Origin of the sequence: Phocoenobacter atlanticus subsp. cyclopteri, from assembly GCF_018343795.1 — a bacterium.
Lineage (GTDB): Bacteria > Pseudomonadota > Gammaproteobacteria > Enterobacterales > Pasteurellaceae > Phocoenobacter > Phocoenobacter atlanticus.
This window is the reverse complement of sequence record NZ_CP074346.1, coordinates 1,010,230-1,029,114: the sequence shown is the minus strand read 5'-3', so window position 1 is coordinate 1,029,114 and position 18,885 is coordinate 1,010,230. Positions and strand designations below refer to the sequence as shown.

The 18,885-nt window shown below is 32.8% G+C and carries 19 protein-coding genes; 9 read left to right on the top strand and 10 right to left on the bottom strand.

Annotation, left to right across the window (positions count from 1 at the left end):
* Positions 1-2 precede the first annotated feature (2 nt).
* On the bottom strand, positions 3-1,610 hold the full coding sequence (pckA, locus tag KGI96_RS04845) for a phosphoenolpyruvate carboxykinase (ATP) (RefSeq protein ID WP_213156570.1): 1,608 nt from the start codon (positions 1,608-1,610) through the stop codon (positions 3-5).
* Between the two features lie 181 nt (positions 1,611-1,791).
* Between pckA and ndk the strand changes: the two genes are divergently transcribed.
* Positions 1,792-2,208: a nucleoside-diphosphate kinase gene (gene ndk, locus KGI96_RS04840; RefSeq protein WP_211599302.1), complete on the top strand. Its 417-nt coding sequence runs from the start codon at positions 1,792-1,794 to the stop codon at positions 2,206-2,208.
* 7 nt (positions 2,209-2,215) lie between these two features.
* On the opposite strand, the gene KGI96_RS04835 is transcribed toward ndk, so the two are convergent.
* The 3 genes from KGI96_RS04835 to radA all read right to left on the bottom strand — a co-directional run bounded on the left by KGI96_RS04835 (position 2,216) and on the right by radA (position 5,875).
* Positions 2,216-3,691 (bottom strand): peptide ABC transporter substrate-binding protein, encoded by a 1,476-nt coding sequence (locus KGI96_RS04835; protein ID WP_211599303.1) that lies wholly within the window; start codon positions 3,689-3,691, stop codon positions 2,216-2,218.
* A 79-nt stretch (positions 3,692-3,770) separates the two neighbouring features.
* The gene (locus KGI96_RS04830) at positions 3,771-4,421 is read right to left on the bottom strand and encodes a YchE family NAAT transporter (protein ID WP_211599304.1); all 651 of its coding nucleotides are present in this window, start codon (positions 4,419-4,421) and stop codon (positions 3,771-3,773) included.
* Between the two features lie 77 nt (positions 4,422-4,498).
* Positions 4,499-5,875, bottom strand: coding sequence for a DNA repair protein RadA (gene radA, locus KGI96_RS04825; protein WP_211599305.1), 1,377 nt, complete (start codon positions 5,873-5,875; stop codon positions 4,499-4,501).
* Positions 5,876-6,053: 178 nt separating this feature from the next.
* On the opposite strand from radA, the gene KGI96_RS04820 reads away from it, so the two are divergent.
* From KGI96_RS04820 to yacG, 6 genes are all read left to right on the top strand, one after another.
* Positions 6,054-6,512 carry a prepilin-type N-terminal cleavage/methylation domain-containing protein gene (locus KGI96_RS04820; RefSeq protein WP_211599306.1) on the top strand — a complete coding sequence of 153 codons (459 nt, stop codon included), beginning with the start codon at positions 6,054-6,056 and terminating at the stop codon, positions 6,510-6,512.
* Between the two features lie 25 nt (positions 6,513-6,537).
* Positions 6,538-7,935, top strand: a complete 1,398-nt coding sequence (locus tag KGI96_RS04815) for a GspE/PulE family protein (RefSeq protein ID WP_211599307.1) — start codon at positions 6,538-6,540, stop codon at positions 7,933-7,935.
* Entirely contained in the window at positions 7,922-9,112 is a 1,191-nt protein-coding gene (locus KGI96_RS04810) for a type II secretion system F family protein (protein WP_211599308.1), read from the top strand. The genes KGI96_RS04815 and KGI96_RS04810 overlap by 14 nt, the downstream gene beginning before the upstream one ends.
* 23 nt (positions 9,113-9,135) lie before the next feature.
* Entirely contained in the window at positions 9,136-9,789 is a 654-nt protein-coding gene (locus KGI96_RS04805; protein ID WP_211599309.1) for a prepilin peptidase, read from the top strand.
* A gap of 77 nt (positions 9,790-9,866) precedes the next feature.
* A complete protein-coding gene (gene coaE / locus KGI96_RS04800; protein WP_211599323.1) occupies positions 9,867-10,475 on the top strand; it encodes a dephospho-CoA kinase in 609 nt (202 codons plus the stop codon).
* Positions 10,476-10,495: 20 nt separating this feature from the next.
* Positions 10,496-10,687 (top strand): DNA gyrase inhibitor YacG, encoded by a 192-nt coding sequence (gene yacG / locus KGI96_RS04795; protein WP_211599310.1) that lies wholly within the window; start codon positions 10,496-10,498, stop codon positions 10,685-10,687.
* A gap of 26 nt (positions 10,688-10,713) precedes the next feature.
* On the opposite strand, the gene KGI96_RS04790 is transcribed toward yacG, so the two are convergent.
* From KGI96_RS04790 to KGI96_RS04765, 6 genes are all read right to left on the bottom strand, one after another.
* A complete protein-coding gene (locus KGI96_RS04790) occupies positions 10,714-11,181 on the bottom strand; it encodes an Lrp/AsnC family transcriptional regulator (protein ID WP_211599311.1) in 468 nt (155 codons plus the stop codon).
* 109 nt (positions 11,182-11,290) lie between these two features.
* On the bottom strand, positions 11,291-12,808 hold the full coding sequence (locus KGI96_RS04785) for a YfcC family protein (RefSeq protein WP_211599312.1): 1,518 nt from the start codon (positions 12,806-12,808) through the stop codon (positions 11,291-11,293).
* 102 nt (positions 12,809-12,910) lie between these two features.
* Entirely contained in the window at positions 12,911-13,840 is a 930-nt protein-coding gene (gene arcC / locus KGI96_RS04780; protein ID WP_211599313.1) for a carbamate kinase, read from the bottom strand.
* 28 nt (positions 13,841-13,868) lie between these two features.
* Complete coding sequence (locus KGI96_RS04775) at positions 13,869-14,873, bottom strand: ornithine carbamoyltransferase (RefSeq protein WP_211599314.1); 1,005 nt, start codon at positions 14,871-14,873, stop codon at positions 13,869-13,871.
* A 275-nt stretch (positions 14,874-15,148) separates the two neighbouring features.
* The gene (locus tag KGI96_RS04770) at positions 15,149-15,757 is read right to left on the bottom strand and encodes a SanA/YdcF family protein (protein ID WP_229577234.1); all 609 of its coding nucleotides are present in this window, start codon (positions 15,755-15,757) and stop codon (positions 15,149-15,151) included.
* A gap of 229 nt (positions 15,758-15,986) precedes the next feature.
* Positions 15,987-16,787, bottom strand: coding sequence for an alpha/beta fold hydrolase (locus KGI96_RS04765; protein ID WP_211599316.1), 801 nt, complete (start codon positions 16,785-16,787; stop codon positions 15,987-15,989).
* A gap of 99 nt (positions 16,788-16,886) precedes the next feature.
* Between KGI96_RS04765 and seqA the strand changes: the two genes are divergently transcribed.
* Both seqA and menE read left to right on the top strand, forming a co-directional pair.
* The gene (gene seqA / locus KGI96_RS04760) at positions 16,887-17,456 is read left to right on the top strand and encodes a replication initiation negative regulator SeqA (protein ID WP_211599317.1); all 570 of its coding nucleotides are present in this window, start codon (positions 16,887-16,889) and stop codon (positions 17,454-17,456) included.
* A 1-nt stretch (position 17,457) separates the two neighbouring features.
* Complete coding sequence (gene menE / locus KGI96_RS04755) at positions 17,458-18,879, top strand: o-succinylbenzoate--CoA ligase (protein WP_211599324.1); 1,422 nt, start codon at positions 17,458-17,460, stop codon at positions 18,877-18,879.
* The last annotated feature ends 6 nt before the right edge of the window (positions 18,880-18,885 follow it).

Below are 18,885 nucleotides of genomic sequence, written 5' to 3'. Positions count from 1 at the left end.
AATTAAAGTTTTGGACCTGCAGCTTTTAATGCAACTGTTGCTTCATTAGTTGCATATTTTTCGAAGTTCTTAACAAAACGGTTTGCTAGATCTTCAGCTTTTTCTTGCCATTGTGCAACATCTGCATAAGTATCACGTGGGTCAAGAATATTTGGATCAACATTCGGTAATGCTGTTGGTACTTGTAAATCAAAGATTGGTACTTGTTTAGTGTCAGCATGCTCAATTGAACCATCTAAAATGGCATCGATAATTGCACGAGTATCTTTAATTGAGATACGTTTACCAGTACCGTTCCAACCTGTATTTACTAAGTATGCTTCTGCACCTACCGCTTCCATACGTTTAACTAATACATCTGCATAACGGATTGGGTGTAATGATAAGAATGCAGCACCAAAACAAGGAGAGAATGTTGGAGTTGGTTCTGTGATGCCTCGTTCTGTACCTGCTAATTTTGCTGTAAATCCAGATAAGAAATAATATTTCATTTGTTCTGGTGTTAATTTAGAAACAGGTGGTAATACTCCAAATGCGTCAGCTGTTAAGAAAATAACTTTTTTCGCATGTCCTGCACGAGATACTGGTTTAACAATGTTATCAATGTGATAAATTGGGTAAGAAACACGAGTATTTTCTGTTTTTGAGTTATCATCAAAGTCGATAGAACCATCTTCACGAACCACTACGTTTTCTAACAATGCGTCACGACGGATTGCACGGAAGATATCTGGTTCATTTTCTTCTGAAAGATTGATTGTTTTCGCATAGCAACCACCTTCAAAGTTGAACACACCATCATCGTCCCAACCGTGTTCATCATCACCAATTAATTGACGTTTTGGATCGGTTGAAAGGGTGGTTTTACCTGTTCCTGATAAACCAAAGAATACAGCTACGTCGCCATCTTCACCAACGTTTGCAGAGCAGTGCATTGAAGCAATACCTTTAAGTGGTAATAAGTAGTTCATCATTGAGAACATACCTTTTTTCATTTCACCGCCGTACCAAGAACCACCGATTAATTGGATACCTTCAGTCAAGTTAAATGCAATGAAGTTTTCAGAATTTAAACCTTGTTCTTTCCAATTTGGATTCGTACATTTAGAACCATTCATTACTGTGAAATCAGGTTTAAAATCTTTTAATTGTTCTTGGCTTGGGCGAATAAACATATTTGTTACAAAGTGAGCTTGCCATGCTACTTCTGTTACAAAACGTACTGCTAATTTATTCTGTTCAGTTGCACCACAAAATGCATCAACAACAAATAAACGTTTACCAGATAGTTGATCTGCTACCAATGTTTTTAAACTTGCCCAAGTTTCTTGGGTCATTGGTTTGTTATCATTTTTTACTTTTTCTTCTGTCCACCAGAAATGTTCTTTTGTTGTTTCATCTAAAACAATATATTTATCCTTTGGAGAACGACCTGTAAAGATACCTGTATCTACTGCAACACAGCCAGTATCTGTTAAAGTACCACGCTCGAAACCTTCTAAACCAGGTTTCATCTCTTCTTCAAAAAGTTGTTCATAAGTCGGATTATAAACTACTTCTGCTACATTAGTGATACCTACAAGTTCTAGTTCTTTGATAATATTTGACATAAAAGTCTCCCTATAGTTAATTAAATTATTTGATGGCGTAATTATAAATAATTTTTTTAGAAAAAAATGTTATTTACTTCAAACTTTTACAAAAATTTTGTTATAGATCATAAAAAAATTGATTATTTTTTTACAATATTGGTTAATATATAAAGCAAGTCAATTAACAAAGGAAACTTTTATGCAAAAAACACTTTCTATTCTTAAACCAGATGTGACAGAACGCCATTTAATTGGTGAAATTTTAGCTTATTTAGAGAAAAATAGTTTCACTATTTGCTGTTTGAAAAAAATTCAACTTACAAAAGAACAAGCCGAAGGTTTTTATGCGGAGCATCGAGGGAGACCTTATTTTGAAAAATTGGTCAATTATATGATTTCTGCACCAGTGGTGGTGGCTGTACTTTCAGGAGAGAATGTAATTTGTAAATATCGTGAACTGATGGGAGCGACCGATCCAGCTGAAGCAGCAGAAGGTACAATTCGCAAATTATATGCTTTAGATAAAACACAAAACTCTGTACATGGTTCGGATTCTGAAGAGGCTGCGATACAAGAAATTGCCTATTTCTTTAGTGATGATGAAATTATTGATTAATTGGAGGTTATTTCTCTTTTGAAGCTCGATATAAATCTTTACTATAAATAACTTCACTTGCATTCTCTTTGTCAATACCTTTGATACTATTGTTAAGAGAGATTGTTCGTTGGTATTGAAAAAGAGGCAGAATAACGACATCTTCTTCCAACAATTGTATTATTTGGTGGATAAGAACTTGTCGTTCATTTTTGCTTTGTTGGGTATGTTCTAATTGTTCGAGTAATTGATCGACTTTTTCATTTTTATAGCTTATTTTATTTTCAGGACTCTTTGAATGAAACTGGACTAAAAATTGAGCAGGATCAACGTAGTCGGTACACCAACCAGATCGGATCATTTGAAATTGTTTTTGTTCTCTTGTTTTTAATAAATCCTGCCATTCAACCGTTTGAGGGCTAACTTTAAAAAGATCTGAACGACTAAGGGATCTAATGATACTGCTTGCTATATCTTGATGAATACCTTGTTTATCATAGGTTAGAGTAAGGTGAATTGGATTTTGGGAGGTAATTCCTTCATTGTGTAGAAGTTGCTCAACAACAATAGGTTGCCATTGAGTTTGACTTTCTATATTCATACTACTCGGTAAGATAGAGGCATTTGGAATACCAAAATTTGAGACTGTATCATTTACAGAAATCATACCTTTAATGGCTTTTCTGATATTTTTATTTTGGATAATTGGGTCAGCAAAATTAAACTCATAAAAATAGGTACAAAGTTTTGGTAGCTTGAAAGCATATTGGGTATTTTTTTGTGTTGGATTTTCGATAATATCGAAATCGCTCACTGTTTTAGTCTCATTTTGTAAAACATAGATCACATTTTGAAATTTTAGTGTGGGATCGGTGGCTTTTAATGTTAATTTATTACCATTAATATGTTCAATTTGATATTGACCATTACTTATAAAAGAGAGATCTAAGAGAGGACTTTTTCCTTGATAAGTTGGCAACAATGCGGAGTGAGTGAGCATTAAAGGAAGTTGAAAATTAGTACGATTGAGCTCTATTTTTAACGTTTTCTCATTAATTGCCATTACACCTAATTCAGTTGCAAATTTTTTACCAGAAGTGACCGCTTGAGCATTTTTTATTCCCATATAAATTAAATAATCAGCAAGAGGAGAGTTGTTCTGATTGGATGCTAAACGTTGCCAACTAGCCACAAAGTCTTGAGCGGTTACTGGTGCTTTATTTGACCATCTTGCCTCATTTTTTAGATGGAAAATCCACGTTTTTCCATCTTCAGTTTGCCAGTCTTCTGCAACGCCATTGATAACATTCCCTTTTTTATTAAAAATCATCAAGCCAGTGAGTAAGTCTCTTAATGGGGCAGTATCTTTTGCTGAGGTAGTAAAAATAGGATCAACATAAAATTGTTTAGCATATATTACACGGGTAAGAGTATCCATTGAACGATTATTTTGTTTTGTGGTACTAAAATTACTTTGATCGCAAGCAACAAGTAACAGAGCCACTATTAAGCAGCCCCAATACTTTGTCGTTTTAAATAAATAATGTATTGATATTTTTTTAATAAAATATTTCATTTTAAATTTAAACATTAACTAGAGAGGGAAAAATATTTCCTAATCCATTTACAATAAATTCAATACCAAGAGACATCAAAATTAGTCCCATAATACGAGTGATGACATTAGTGCCTGTTTTTCCTAATTTCTTTACAACAGGGGCAGAAAAACGCAAAGAGATATAGCAAATTATCGCAAAGGCTATAATGGCGAGACTAAAGCCAATATAATCAGTCCATTGATGGTGATTACTTCCCCAAACGATGGTTGAACCGATTGCTCCAGGACCTGCCATCATTGGCATTGCTAGAGGAACAACACCAATATTGTCATATTCAGAGACATCAGTATTTCTTTCTTCTTTATTTTGTTTGTGTTCACCCAGTTTTCCGTTGATCATTGTGATCGCAATTGTTGTAATTAAAAAACCACCTGCAACACGAAAAGAATCCAGAGAAATACTAAAAGCATCAAGAATTAGCTTTCCAAAAAAGAGAGAAACAAGCAGAATCATACATACAGAAATAGAGGTAACAAAAGTTGTGTGGTTACGCTCTGCTTCATATTGATGTTCTGTCATACTATAAAAAATAGGTAGAAAACCGACAGGGTTAACTACTGCAAATAATCCGATAAAAAATTGCAAATAAATTGAAAAGTGAAAAACTATTTCCATAAGGTAAATTTTAAAATTTAATAATATTTCGGCATTATATATGCTATTTGATAACTATGAAATCAATAAATACAATTTTAAATATTATCTAGTATTTCTAATGCGTCAGTAAGTTTTTTAACCGTGAATACGTCCATTCCTTGTATCTTTTTCTTCGGAGCATTATTGTAAGGAATAATGGCTCGTTTAAAACCGTGTTTAGCGGCTTCACTGATACGATCTTGACCGCTGGGGACAGGACGAATTTCTCCTCCTAATCCAACTTCACCAAAAATAACAAGGTCTTGTGGTAAAGGGCGATTTCTAAAACTTGAAATTAAAGCGAGCAGTAAAGCTAAGTCAGCACTGGTTTCTGTGACTTTTACTCCTCCCACTACATTAACAAAAACATCTTGATCAGACATTTGTAAACCACCGTGGCGATGAAGTACTGCTAATAAAAGAGATAAGCGATTATGTTCTAACCCAACCGCTACTCGTCTTGGATTGGCTAACATTGAGTGATCAACAAGTGCTTGAATTTCTACAAGAAGAGGTCGAGTTCCTTCCCACAATACCATTACCGAACTGCCCGCTGTTTGTTCTTCACTACGACTTAAAAAAATAGCAGAGGGATTTTTGACTTCTTTTAGCCCCTGTTCCGTCATTCCAAAAACACCAAGCTCATTGACTGCACCAAAGCGATTTTTATGACTACGTAGTGTTCTATAGCGAGAGTCAGCTTCGCCCTCAAGTAATATGGAGCAATCAATACAGTGTTCTAATACTTTAGGACCAGCTAAAGAACCATCTTTGGTCACGTGTCCAACCATAATAATAGCCACTTGGTGCATTTTGGCATAACGAGTTAAAAACGAAGCACATTCACGTACTTGAGATACACTTCCGGGTGAAGAAGAAATATCAGCAAGGTGCATTACTTGAATTGAGTCAATCACCATCACTTTCGGTTTTTGCTGATCGGCAAGGTTACAAATTTGCTCAACAGAGGTTTCAGAAAGCATTTTTAAGTTGTTGGTAGGTAAATTTAAGCGTTTTGCTCGCATTGCAACTTGTTGTAATGATTCTTCTCCAGTTACATATAAAGTAGGTAATTTATCTGCTAAGCCACACATTACTTGTAATAATAGTGTACTTTTTCCTGCTCCCGGATGTCCTCCAATTAAAATAGCACTACCAGGTACAATCCCTCCACCTAGCACACGATCTAATTCTTTAAATCCACTACTTAAACGAGGTAATTCTTCTAGGCTAATTTCTGAAAGAGTTTGAATTTTACCTGTGGTTTCACCTGCATAGCCACGAAGTCGATCATTTTTAGTCTCTTTCGTAGAAACTAAACGTACTTCACTAATTGTATTCCAAGCCAAACAAGATTTACATTGACCTAACCAGCGAGAGTAGTCAGCACCACAATCATTACACACATAAGCTGTTTTAGGGGCTTTTGCCATTAGATACCTCTATTTTTAGAATTTTCGAACATTTTATCAAAACACTGTTTAAATAGACAGTGTTTAATAATGATTTTTGCGATCGAGATCGAGAAAATTAGGTTAAGTGTTCGATCTTTATTATAGAAACCTAGAGTATCTATCTGGAATTTATCACACTTAAAACTTAAGGAAATCTATGACAAAAAGTACATTACAAAAAAATTACTTCAAACTTTCACAAGCTTTTACGTTAATTGAACTAATGATCGTGATAGCCATTATTGCTATTTTAGCAACTATTGCTATCCCTTCTTATACCAGTTATACCCAAAAAGCGGCACTATCAGAGTTATTAAGTGCTTCCGCACCCTATAAATCAGATGTAGAAATCTGTATTTATAATGAAAGTGCTTTAACTAACTGTAATGGTGGTTCAAACGGTATTCAAGCCAATAAAACCAGTACAACAATGAAATATCTTAAGTCTATTTCAACTGCAGCGGGTGTGATTTCTGTGCAAGGTAAAGGTTCATTAGAGGGCTATGGCTATACGCTTAAACCAACCTATTCAAATAATACTATTACTTGGGAAACAAGTTGTACGGGTAAAGATAGCGATATTAGTATTTTCCCTGCAGGCTTTTGTTCAAATTAATGATGCTTTATCAGAGGAATAAATAATGCAATATAATGTTTATGATTTGAACAATGAAAAAGTATGGACTATTTCTGAACAAAGGTGGCAGAAGAATTGCAATGATAGTCAGCTTTTATTACGTTATCTTGTGTTACCACTAAAAGAAGATGAACATACATTATGGTTGGCACTGGATGATGAAAAAAATCTTAATGCTTGTGAAATATTTTCATTTTTAACTCATAAACATATTGAACCAATATTAATTTCCTCTGATGAATTAAAATATTTTTTAAATGAACTCTCTCCAAATAGGATGAATGATCAAATTAATGAACCACAAATTGCACTTTATAATCAAAAAAACAGTGATGAAATTATTGATTATCAAGATCCTATTATCCAGCTATTAGATAATATTTTTAAATACAGTTTACAAAAAGAGGTATCTGATATTCATATTGAACCTCAAAAAGATCTTTTGGTTATTCGTTTAAGAATAGATGGCGTTCTACAGCGTTATCAAACTATTTCTCAAAATATGGCATCTAGAATTATTTCCAGAATTAAATTATTAGCAAAATTAGACATTAGTGAAACTCGCTTGCCTCAAGATGGGCAATTTTATTTCCAAACACAATTAAATGAGCGATTAGATTTTAGGGTTTCAACGTTACCCACTTATTATGGTGAAAAATTAGTTTTACGTTTACAAAAAAATAACCCAACCAATTTAGATTTTGTCACCTTAGGCTTTACCCAATCTCAAAGGAAAATTTTAATTAATGCTTTAAATAAACCACAAGGCTTAATTTTAGTCACAGGTCCAACTGGAAGTGGGAAAAGTATCACGCTTTACAGTGCATTAAATTATCTTAATCAAACCGATAAACATATTTTAACTGCTGAAGATCCAATTGAAATTGTGATTGAGGGTATTATCCAAACTCAAGTAAACAGAAGTATTGGGATTGATTTTAGTCAATTGTTACGTACATTTTTACGTCAAGATCCTGATATCATTATGCTTGGTGAAATTCGAGATCAAGAAAGTGCAGAAATCGCATTAAGAGCAGCTCAAACTGGACATCTAGTACTTTCGACATTACATACCAATGATGCGCCCTCTGCAATAGAGCGTTTATTACAACTGGGTATTAAAGAGTATGAGATTAAGCATTCACTACAATTAGTGATTGCACAACGCTTAATTAGAAAATTATGTTCTAATTGTAATGGTACAGGGTGTGAAAATTGTTTTGAAGGCTATAAAGGCAGAATTGGGGTGTTTCAATGTTTATCAAAAAATGCAAAAACCTTTGATAAAGAGACCGCTTATTTAGATTTTAAAACTTTATATGACAGTGCAAAACAGAAAGTGGCACAAAATCAAACAAATCTAACCGAAGTAATGAGGGTGATCGGTAATGAAAGTATATGAATTTAAATATAAAGCCATTAATCGTTTATCCCAACGTCAAAAAGGGATATTGTTAGGGACTAATCATCAGGAAGTAGAAAATAAGCTTTTGCAGAAAGGCTATAAAGATATAAAAATAAAACGAAACTTTGTTATTGCAACACAGCCAAAGAGTGAACAAATTACGCAATTTATTAGCCAGTTATCATTATTACTCAATGCTAAAATAACCTTAAAACAAGCGTTAAATATTGTTTTAGAAACAACTACTAATATTAAATTTTATCAATGGTTAACACAAGTTATTCAATTGCTTGAAACAGGGCATTCATTTTCTAATTCATTGGAAATTTTAGGGAAATATTTTAAACCTCAAGAAATACAGTTAATTAAAATTGCAGAACAAAGCGGTCAGTTATCAACCATTTTTTACAATATTGCTAAAACGAAAGAAAAGTCCGAAAAATTGGCTAAAAAAGTAAAAAAGATTATATTTTACCCAGTTGTGGTGCTGATTATTTCTATTGTTCTTTCTATATTACTGCTTGTTTTTATTGTGCCTCAATTTGCAGAACTCTATCAAGCTAAAGATAAAACCCTTCCATTTATTACTCAGTTATTATTCGATAGTTCTCATTTTTTACAGCAAGATAAAAATAGGATTATCAGTATGAGTTTGTTAACCTTTATCATTATTTTTATTTTAAAGAAAAAAACAACAATCATCGCTAAATTAAAATCCAAGATATTATCTGTTACTCCTATTTTTAAAAATATAATAAGTGATAATAGAATTATTTTCTTTTGTCAAAATATTGCATTAATGCAGAAATCTGGTGTACCACTTAATGTTGCACTCTCTTCTTTTATTTCATCCAAAGATAATGATTTTATTTTACAGCAAGAAATCGTCAAAATAATTGAAAGTTTAAATCAAGGATTTTCTTTCTCTCACTCTTTAAATTCCGCTTTATTTGGTGATGAAGTTATTCAAATGGTGAGTATAGGAGAGCAGAGCGGTCAGTTATCTCAAATGTTAGAGCATATTAGCGAAATTACGCAACAGCGATTAGATCATAAAATAGAGATACTTTCACAAATGTTAGAACCTACATTAATGTTAGTGATTGGTTCTATTATAGGTACCATTATTATGGGACTTTATCTTCCTATTTTTGATATGGGAGCCTTAGTCTAATGATCTTTCTTCAATTATTATTAATGATGATTTTACCTTATTGGTTTGCAAAAGAAATAAAAAAATTTCCTTTTAAAATTAACCAACAAGTTTTTCAAGAGTATCATCAACTGATTAATCAAAAATCTCTTTTTTATGATTTTATCAAGCATTCAACACTTCAATATAAAGAAATAAAATCAATTAAATGGCTATATCTATTATCTCCAATAATACTTTTAGTATTTAAAAATGAGCATTTTATTATTATTTTTATTCTATCTATTTTAATTTATTTATCAATCTTAGATTTTAATTATTATTTAACAGATATTAAATATATCATTATTGTTTTTATAAGCGGTATGATTTATTTAACTTTTTGCAAAAATATGCAGATAGATGAAAATATATTTTCACTATTATTTAGCGTAATCTTTTTTTTCACTCTTCATTTTATAAGTGAAATAATATTAAGAAAAGAGTTGTTTGGAATGGGAGATAGCTTATTAATTATTGCACTATCGCCACTTTTTAATTTAGAACAATTATTACAACTGTTACTTTACGCCAGTTCTTTAGGAATATTCTTTGCAAGCGGTTACTTTTTTATCAAAAAATGCAAAATTCAACGCTTACCTTTTATTCCATTTATTAGCTGTGCCTTTTTTATTTTGTTTATGATGAAAAATTATTGACGAATTTTAGTAACAAAATTAGACTGTTTGAGCTGATTAATGTAAAGGTGAAAAAAGGTTAAATGAAATCTAATACAATGAATTATATTGTAGGGCTAACAGGCGGAATAGGCAGTGGGAAAAGTACAATTGCTGAGATGTTTCAACAACTAGGTGTTCCTGTTGTTGATGCAGATATTGTCGCAAGAGAGGTCGTCGCCAAAGGCTATCCATTACTTAAGCAAATTGTAGAAAAATTTGGCAAACAGGTTTTATTACAAAATGGTGAGTTAGATCGATCTAAATTACGCCAAATTATTTTTAATCATCAGAAAAATACACAATGGTTAAATAATTTATTACACCCTGCAATTCGTAAAGAAATGTTACGACAACTTAACCAAACACAGGCACCTTATGTACTTTGGGTTGTGCCTTTGTTAATTGAAAGTAATCTCATTCAATATTGTGATCGAATACTGGTCATAGATGTGTTACCCGAAATTCAAATTGAACGAGCAACAAAACGAGATAAAAATAAGATTGAAATGATTAAAAATATAATGAAAGCACAGGTTAGTCGAGAAGAACGTTTAAGCTATGCTCAGGATGTTATTGAAAATAATCTTGAATTAAGTGAGAATAGTCAAAATTTAGAACAGCAATTCAGCCAACTACACCAACAATATTTATTATTGGCACAATAACTTAATAAAAGGAAAATTAAATGACAGAAACTATCGTGAACTGCCCAACCTGTGAAAAAGAAGTGATTTGGTCAAAAGAAAATCAATATCGACCATTCTGTTGTAAACGTTGTCAAATGATCGACTTAGGTGAATGGGCAAGTGAACAAAAATATATTGCAGGTAGCGACGATGAAAATGAGGTAATGAGCCTAGAGTTAGAACAACATTAAACAACTTATTGAGTTTAAAAAATATTTTAAAGAGGAAGTTCTGTTGATTGTTTAATTGTATTTAAAATAATTTCTGATTTAATATTTTTAATACCGATTTCTTTATTGAGATAATTTACTTTGAGTTTGTTAAATTCTTCAAGATCGGATACAAAGATTTTAAGAATAAAATCATAATCACCCGCCATAAGGTGACATTCTGCGATTTGAGGGAGTAATTTCATTTCAAAAATAAAGCGTTCTCTTTTTTTATAATCTTCTTCAAAAAAAGAGCCAAGAACATAAATCATAAAATTACAATTTATTTTAGCGGGATTAAGTAAGGCTACATAACGGTCAATAATGCCTTTTTCTTCTAAAATATTGACTCGACGTAAACAAGCTGAATTAGATAATCCGACTTCTTCTGCAAGTTCAGTATTTTGTAAGCGTCCATTTCGTTGTAATGCACGTAAAATACGAGTATCTATGTTATCTAATTTTTCGTTTTTCATATAAGTTTACCACTCTCTCAATATTTGAAATAATTTCTGACTTATTGATTTGAAAGCTAGTTTTACTAGAAAACTAGCTTTTGATTATATTAACATATTCTTAGATTAATTATGCGTATAACTGCACTTGAATTAAGAGTAATATTGATGAAATGATGAATAATCCACCAACCATTGGCATAATAAATCTAACCCATTTATTAAATGGAATATGAAGCATTTGTAAGGTTACTAACACTAATCCTGTTGGAGCTAGGAAGAGCATTATATATTGTCCCCAGTTATAAGCGGATACGATAATATCACGAGGGATACCCACAGTATCTGCAAGCGGTGCCATAATAGGCATTGAAAGTACTGCTAATCCTGATGAGGAAGGAACAAATAGTCCTAATACCACAAAGACTAATAACTGACCGATAATAAATACACTACCAGACATTCCAGATACCATATCAGATAATGAAGCAAGAATTGTATCAGAAACCATTCCTTGATCCAGAATCATATTTACACCACGTGCTAAACCGATAATTAATGACACTGCAACCAGTTCTGACGCACCTTTATTAAAGGCATTAATAATATCTTCTTCGCAAAGACCTGAAATGAACATAATAATGATAGTAATGGTTAGGAATGATGCAGCCATTGTTGGGAACCACCAACCTCCATACATAACACCCCAAATCATAATTGGGAAACCTGCACAGAATAGTGCTAGAATCAGTTTTCTTTTAAATGTAAACGCTGGGATTTCTGTATTTGAATCATCACGATAGGTATGATAAAACTTCTCTCTTTCTTCATAAACAATAGAAGAAGTTGGATCAGCTTTGATTTTTTTCGCATACCAATAAAGGTAAGAAATAACCATAATTTCGCCAATGACAAGACCAATAGAACGCCAAGTAATCCCTTCAGTAAATGCAATACCTGCAGCATCTGATGCAATCACTACAGAGAATGGGTTAATGGTTGAGAATGCAGTACCCATTGATGCAGCAAGAAAAATTGCACCAACCGTAATAATGGCATCATACCCTAAAGCGATAAAGACAGGGGCTAAAATCGGATAAAAAGCAACCGCTTCTTCTTCAATACCACAGGTTGTACCACCAATTGCCATCAACACACAAACGGCAAAAACAATAGTGAACTCTTTTCCTTTAGTTCGCTCTGCTAATGCTGAAAGTCCCGCTGCAAATGATCCTGTTTTATTGATAACCCCGATCATACCACCGAGTACAAAGATAAATACCATAATATCAGCAGCTTCAATTGTCCCTTTAACCATACTAATAGCGATATCTTGAATACCTTTTGGATTTTGTTCTACTCGGGTATAAGAACCAGGAACCGCTATAGGTTTCCAAATTTTTCCACTAGTAATATTGCCAATATCAATATTAATATTAAGTTCTTTTAAGGTTTTTTCGGTTGCGGGTAGAATTTTATCTTCTTGTTGGTATTTCTTAATCACAAACACATTTTGTGCTTTGTCATAAGTAAGTTTTGAATAAGCACCTGCTGGGATTATCCAAGTTAGACCAACTGCTATAATGATAATAGCGAATAAGATTGTAAAGGCGGTTGGGAATTTGAACCCTTTTTTCTTCGTAGTCATAAGAAACTCCTTTTTTATAAGGATTAAAAAGGTTTATTTGATAAGGTAGAGCAAAATTTCACTCCACCTTATTACCTTTTGTATTACTTGAATGTGTAAAATTTAAAAATATTCAATACCTGATACATCTGTTGTAATTCTTGTTCCAGCTTTACCTTTCACAATATCAACAATATCTGATAATGAACCAATCACAGCATCTTTACCTGTTTGTTTAACAAAATTAACCGCTGCTTGAACTTTTGGCCCCATAGAGCCTGCTGCAAAGCCCATTTTGCTAATTTCGTCAGGGTGTGCTTTTGCAATCGCTTTTTGATCAGGCGTTCCCCAATCAACGAACACAGCAGAAACATCTGTTGCAATTACAAAGAGATCCGCATCAAGATTATCCGCAAGTAAAGCAGAACATAAGTCCTTATCAATAACCGCTTCAACGCCCTGAAGGTTACCTTGCTCATCGTAGTAGGTTGGAATACCTCCACCACCTGCACAAATTACAATACTGCCTTTTTCAAGTAACCATTTCACAGGACGAATTTCAAAAATGCGTTTTGGTAATGGGCTTGGTACAACACGACGGAACTTATCACCATCAGGCTTAATCGACCAACCTTTTTCAGCGGCTAATCTTTCCGCCTCTTCTTTACTATAAACAGGACCAATTGGTTTGGTTGGATTTTTGAATGCGGGGTCGTTTTTATCCACTTCAACTTGTGATAACAAAGTCGCAAATGGCACATCAAAAGGCACCAAGTTACCTAATTCTTGTTGAATCATATAACCAATCATACCAATATTTTCTGCACCTAATACATCTAATGGATAAGTTGGGACATCTTTATAAGCGGCACCTTGTAGAGCTAATAAACCAACTTGTGGACCATTCCCGTGAGCAATAACCAACTCATTATTTGGGTAAACTTTTGCAATTTGTTCGCAAGCGATCTTCACATTTTGACGCTGATTTTCAGCGGTTAAAGGTTCGCCACGACGCAATAATGCGTTACCACCTAGTGCTATAACAATTCTCATTATAACTCCTTAAATTATAAAATTAGGCTTAACTTAAACTTGCAATCATTACTGCTTTAATCGTATGCATACGATTTTCTGCTTGTTCGAATGCCACATTCATTGGTGATTCGAATACATCTTCTGTAACTTCAATACCGTTTGCAAGTTCTGGATATTTTTCAGCAATTTGTTTACCCACTTTGGTTTCACTATTGTGGAATGCTGGTAAACAGTGCATAAATTTCACTTTTGGATTACCACTACGAGCCATCAATTCAGGGGTAACTTGGTATGGTAATAAAATTTTGATACGTTCTCCCCAGCTTTCTAATGGTTCGCCCATAGAAACCCAAACATCAGTATGAACGAAGTCCACATCTTTCATTGCTTTATCAATATCTTCTGTTACTGTAATTCTCGCACCACTTTCCTTGGCAAATCCTTCACACATTTCAACTAATTCAGCCTCTGGAAGTAATGATTTAGGTGCACAAATACGTACATCCATACCTAATTTAGCACCGATAAGTAATAAAGAATTACCCACATTATTACGACCATCACCAATATAAACATATTTAATTTCAGTTAATGGTTTGTCGCAGTTTTCAATCATTGTAAGTACATCAGCTAACATCTGAGTTGGATGGAATTCATCGGTTAAACCATTCCAGACCGGCACGCCTGCATAATCTGCTAATTCTTGAACAACACTTTGCTTAAAGCCACGATACTCAATACCATCATACATACGCCCTAATACACGAGCGGTATCTTTCATACTTTCTTTATGACCAATTTGTGAAGAAGTAGGATCAATATAAGTGACTTGAGCACCTTGATCATAAGCGGCAACTTCAAACGCACAACGAGTACGAGTAGAGGTTTTTTCAAAAATCAACGCAATATTTTTACCTTTTAATACTTGTTGTTCGCAACCTGCATACTTAGCACGTTTTAAATCACGTGATAAATCTAACAAATATTTAATTTCACGTTCAGTGTGATGAACAAGACTTAAAAGATGTCTGTTTTTCATATTAAAAGCCATAATATTTTCTCCTAAATTGAAGTATAGATAAAAATAAAATGCAATAAAAATAGATAGTTACATTTTATTTGATTAAGCAAGTTTATGGTCATTGCTCATTACGTATAATATAAAAATTAATTTAGAATTTGTGACCTTTTTTCAATTTAAAATAAGAATTTTTCGCATAAAATTCTAAAAAAATAAAAAAACTCAGAAAAAAATTTACTGTTTTAAAGGAAGCTTATTATGAAATAAGAGGGGATAAATAATTTTTAGCAGAAACAATATGGAAACTATGAATTCTTTTTTGCTTCTTTTATTTTTTTCAATGTTTTAGGCATTTTTCCAGTAATAAAATCAACAAACATACCTACTCGAGCAAAGTATTCACGAATTCTTACTTTGTAATGTTTTGGGGGATATTCTGCGGCAAAGCAAATCGCATCAATATGATGAAATTGTGCAATTAATAGTGCCCGTTCACAATGAAATTGTTGGCTTACAATAGTAAAGTTTTGCAGATGAAAGGTTTTATTCGCTCGAATAACTGAAGATTGAGTATTATAGCCAGCATAATCTTGATGTAAGAATTGACGAGGAATGCCTTTTTTACGCAAATCCTTTGTCATATTTTTAGGTTCATTATAATAGGGAGTAGTATTGTCACCACTTAATAAAAATTGTTTTACCTTTTTATTTTTAAAAAGTTTTGTTGCGGCTTCCAGACGATTTTTATAATAAAGATTATCTCGTCCTGAAGGAAAATATTTTGCAGTACCCAGTACTACGGCATATTCACGTTGAGGAACAGTGTTAATATCAGTATAAATTTTATCTTCTACCAAATATCCTGTCATAAAATCAATTAAAATAACAAACGCAATAAGCAATAAAATACCCATAGTGGTAACTTTTATTATTATTTTGATAATGTACAAAAAGGTATTAAATAGTTTCATTATTGAACTTCGGCTAAATATTGTTATTCTCAGTTATTAGATTACTTTTCCTAGCATAATATAGTCTTCAAAATAGTCAATCACTAAGCGGTGATTTACTTATAAAAATTTGCAAATATGCTATTTGTTGGTGACAAGAATAAGTGTATAAATATTATTCTTGTTAAGTATGTTATAACACTCTCTTCATCGCACGAATGACAGCTTCTGGTTTAACTGCGTGTACCCAATGATCAGCATTACTCACAATAAATAATTTAGCGTGTGGAAATTGATTTAATACAATTTGTTTATGCTCTTTTTTAATGTAATCAGATAAATCCCCTTTAATAAATAATGTTGGTTTCTCTACCTTAACATCACTCCAATCACTGATATTATCATAATTTCGTTGCAGTGCAGTTAGGTTAAATAAAAAGCGTTCATCTTCAGTGGGTGCAAATGATTTTAACATAAATTGTTGGACACCTTGCTCCTTGATATAAGGTTGCATTGCTTTTTGAGCTTGAATACGATTTTGAGCATCAGAATTTTTTACAGCAAATAAGCCAGCAAAAATAGCATCGTGACGACTTTCCGTGTATTTGACGGGGGCAATATCAATAATCACTAATTGTTCTACTAAATGAGGAGCGACATCCGCCAATTTCATTGCAACTTTGCCACCCATTGAATGCCCCACAACAATTGCAGGAGAAAGATTTAAATGTTCAAGTAGCTCTTTTACATCTGTTGCCATTGACTCAAAATTCATTTCATCACTATGAAAAGAATGACCGTGATTACGTAAATCTAAACATAAAACATCATAGTCATCTTCAAAGGCTCTTGCAATACGTCCTAAATTATGAAGATCACCAAATAATCCGTGAATAAAAACTAACAAGCGGTGTGATTGTTCAGTGTTTTTGCAATTTTTTGCTGTTTGTAATTTATAATTTAAAAAAACGGATTTATTTGTTTCTTTTGTCATAATTTTGTCCAAATATGTAATCTTTAAAGATGAGAAAAAACTCAAACTTAAGTATAATGCCAATAATTTTTTGCGAATCAAGAGAATAAAGGAAAAATAATGAAAAAAATTGAAATCGATGATGAATTATATCATTACATTGCCAGTCAAACACAATTTATTGGTGAAACAGCCTCTGATATTTTAAGACGTTTATTAAAACTGTCTGAACTTTCTCAATCTGTTGTACCAACAAAAGAAAATATTAACAAAAAAATTAAAAAAGAGTTTGAAAATACATCAAATATCAAAAAAGAGCAAGTTAACGAGCTGACTTTCTTATTAAAACATTTAGATGAAGTATTAAATTCAGATGAATTTGTTGATGAAACAAAAGTGGTAAAACGCTTTTTGATGATTTTATCAGCCCTTTATTTTGCAGCACCAGAACGTTTTACTTATGGAACAGAAAATATTCAAGGAAGTGAACGTGTTTATTTTGCAAAAAATGAGGAGACTATCTTAGCAACAGGCAGTGGTGTACGAGCTAAACAAATACCAAGTTCACCATTCTGGGTTATCACTAACAATAATACCGCTCGCAAAGGCATTATTTTAACTAAATTAATGGAAGCAATGGATATTCCAGAAGAGAGCATTGAGCGTATTAAAACTTTTTTTATCCGTTAAAATGACTTTTTCTGTTTTTCCTACCACCTTTTGGGCTGAAAAACATACCTCTCAAATAGCAGTGGTATGGAATAAATCTGAAATAAGAGGATTGAATTTAGCGCCTTTTTTTAAAAATTTGCCACAACAAATTTCGTGGCAATTGCTTGATCAAATAATTGCAAAATTTACTCAACATCTTACCGCTTGTGGTGTGCAACCATCACAGCTGGTTGCGTACTCAGGAAAAAATAGATTTATTAATTTACTTTGTTATTGTGCGGTATTAACAATGGGGGCAAAAATTTTAATGCTTAACCCCTTGTTAACACAGTCTCAACGTCAGCAAATCTTAGAACAAAATCAAGTTGATTTTTTTATTACAGATAGGGATTTTTTATCTTTATCAAGTTTTGATACTTCTCAAAAAATAGTAAGCAGTTTTAGTTTAACTAACCTTGCAACTTTTACCTTAACTTCTGGCTCATCAGGGCAACCAAAAGCCGTGGTGCATTCAATAGCAAACCATCTGGCAAGTGCAGAAGGAGTATGTGAATTGATGGATTTTAAACAACAACATAGCTGGTTATTAAGTTTGCCACTATTTCACGTTTCAGGACAAGGAATAGTATGGCGTTGGTTGTTACAGGGATCCACGCTTTATATTGATCAAAATAAACAATCATTTTGGCAAACACTTTCAAAAGTCACTCACTGCTCCCTTGTACCAACACAATTACAACGTTATTTAACTTGGCTTGAAGATCGTAAAGTAAATCAAAAAATATTGTTAGGAGGTGCAAATATTCCAGCTAACCTTATTGAACAGGCGAACGCTAGAGGAATGACTACTTTTGCAAGTTACGGTTTAACAGAAATGGCATCAACAGTGACAGCAGCAACAAATCAAACAGATAATGTTGGGCAAGTTTTGTTAAATCGTGAGATCAAACTAGTAAATAATGAAATTTGGGTACGAGGTAAAACCTTAGCCTTGGGTTATTGGATAGAAAATAGTCTTCACCCTTTAACAAATGAATTAGGTTGGTTTGCAACAAAAGATGGTGGAGTTTTAGAGAACAATCAACTTATTGTGACAGGACGATTAGATTATATGTTTATTTCAGGGGGAGAAAATATTCAACCTGAAGAGATAGAAAAAGTGTTATTTCAGTCCAATTTAGTGCAAAATGTCTTTGTTGTACCAGTAGACGATCAAGAATTTGGTGCAAAACCTGTTGCATTTGTGGAATTTAAGCAACCATTTAGTGAGCAAGCGGTACGATCTTTACAAAAATTTGCAAAAGATCGATTAGAAAAATTTAAACAGCCGATTGCATATTTTTCTTTGGAAGAAGTAAAACATTTACAGGAAAATGGAATTAAAATTTCTCGTAAAGCACTGGTAGAATATGTAGCAAATACAAGACAAAAAATAGAATAAAATAAG

What these genes read in the sequence shown, in the direction of transcription:
- coaE (WP_211599323.1), top strand. Translation starts at nt 9,867, where the DNA reads ATGAATTATATTGTAGGGCTAACAGGCGGAATAGGCAGTGGGAAAAGT.
- radA (WP_211599305.1), bottom strand. Translation starts at nt 5,875, where the DNA reads ATGGCAAAAGCCCCTAAAACAGCTTATGTGTGTAATGATTGTGGTGCT.
- KGI96_RS04765 (WP_211599316.1), bottom strand. Translation starts at nt 16,787, where the DNA reads ATGACAAAAGAAACAAATAAATCCGTTTTTTTAAATTATAAATTACAA.
- KGI96_RS04775 (WP_211599314.1), bottom strand. Translation starts at nt 14,873, where the DNA reads ATGGCTTTTAATATGAAAAACAGACATCTTTTAAGTCTTGTTCATCAC.
- yacG (WP_211599310.1), top strand. Translation starts at nt 10,496, where the DNA reads ATGACAGAAACTATCGTGAACTGCCCAACCTGTGAAAAAGAAGTGATT.
- seqA (WP_211599317.1), top strand. Translation starts at nt 16,887, where the DNA reads ATGAAAAAAATTGAAATCGATGATGAATTATATCATTACATTGCCAGT.
- KGI96_RS04815 (WP_211599307.1), top strand. Translation starts at nt 6,538, where the DNA reads ATGCAATATAATGTTTATGATTTGAACAATGAAAAAGTATGGACTATT.
- KGI96_RS04810 (WP_211599308.1), top strand. Translation starts at nt 7,922, where the DNA reads ATGAAAGTATATGAATTTAAATATAAAGCCATTAATCGTTTATCCCAA.
- arcC (WP_211599313.1), bottom strand. Translation starts at nt 13,840, where the DNA reads ATGAGAATTGTTATAGCACTAGGTGGTAACGCATTATTGCGTCGTGGC.
- KGI96_RS04820 (WP_211599306.1), top strand. Translation starts at nt 6,054, where the DNA reads ATGACAAAAAGTACATTACAAAAAAATTACTTCAAACTTTCACAAGCT.
- KGI96_RS04785 (WP_211599312.1), bottom strand. Translation starts at nt 12,808, where the DNA reads ATGACTACGAAGAAAAAAGGGTTCAAATTCCCAACCGCCTTTACAATC.
- pckA (WP_213156570.1), bottom strand. Translation starts at nt 1,610, where the DNA reads ATGTCAAATATTATCAAAGAACTAGAACTTGTAGGTATCACTAATGTA.
- menE (WP_211599324.1), top strand. Translation starts at nt 17,458, where the DNA reads ATGACTTTTTCTGTTTTTCCTACCACCTTTTGGGCTGAAAAACATACC.
- KGI96_RS04830 (WP_211599304.1), bottom strand. Translation starts at nt 4,421, where the DNA reads ATGGAAATAGTTTTTCACTTTTCAATTTATTTGCAATTTTTTATCGGA.
- ndk (WP_211599302.1), top strand. Translation starts at nt 1,792, where the DNA reads ATGCAAAAAACACTTTCTATTCTTAAACCAGATGTGACAGAACGCCAT.
- KGI96_RS04770 (WP_229577234.1), bottom strand. Translation starts at nt 15,757, where the DNA reads ATGGGTATTTTATTGCTTATTGCGTTTGTTATTTTAATTGATTTTATG.
- KGI96_RS04805 (WP_211599309.1), top strand. Translation starts at nt 9,136, where the DNA reads ATGATGATTTTACCTTATTGGTTTGCAAAAGAAATAAAAAAATTTCCT.
- KGI96_RS04790 (WP_211599311.1), bottom strand. Translation starts at nt 11,181, where the DNA reads ATGAAAAACGAAAAATTAGATAACATAGATACTCGTATTTTACGTGCA.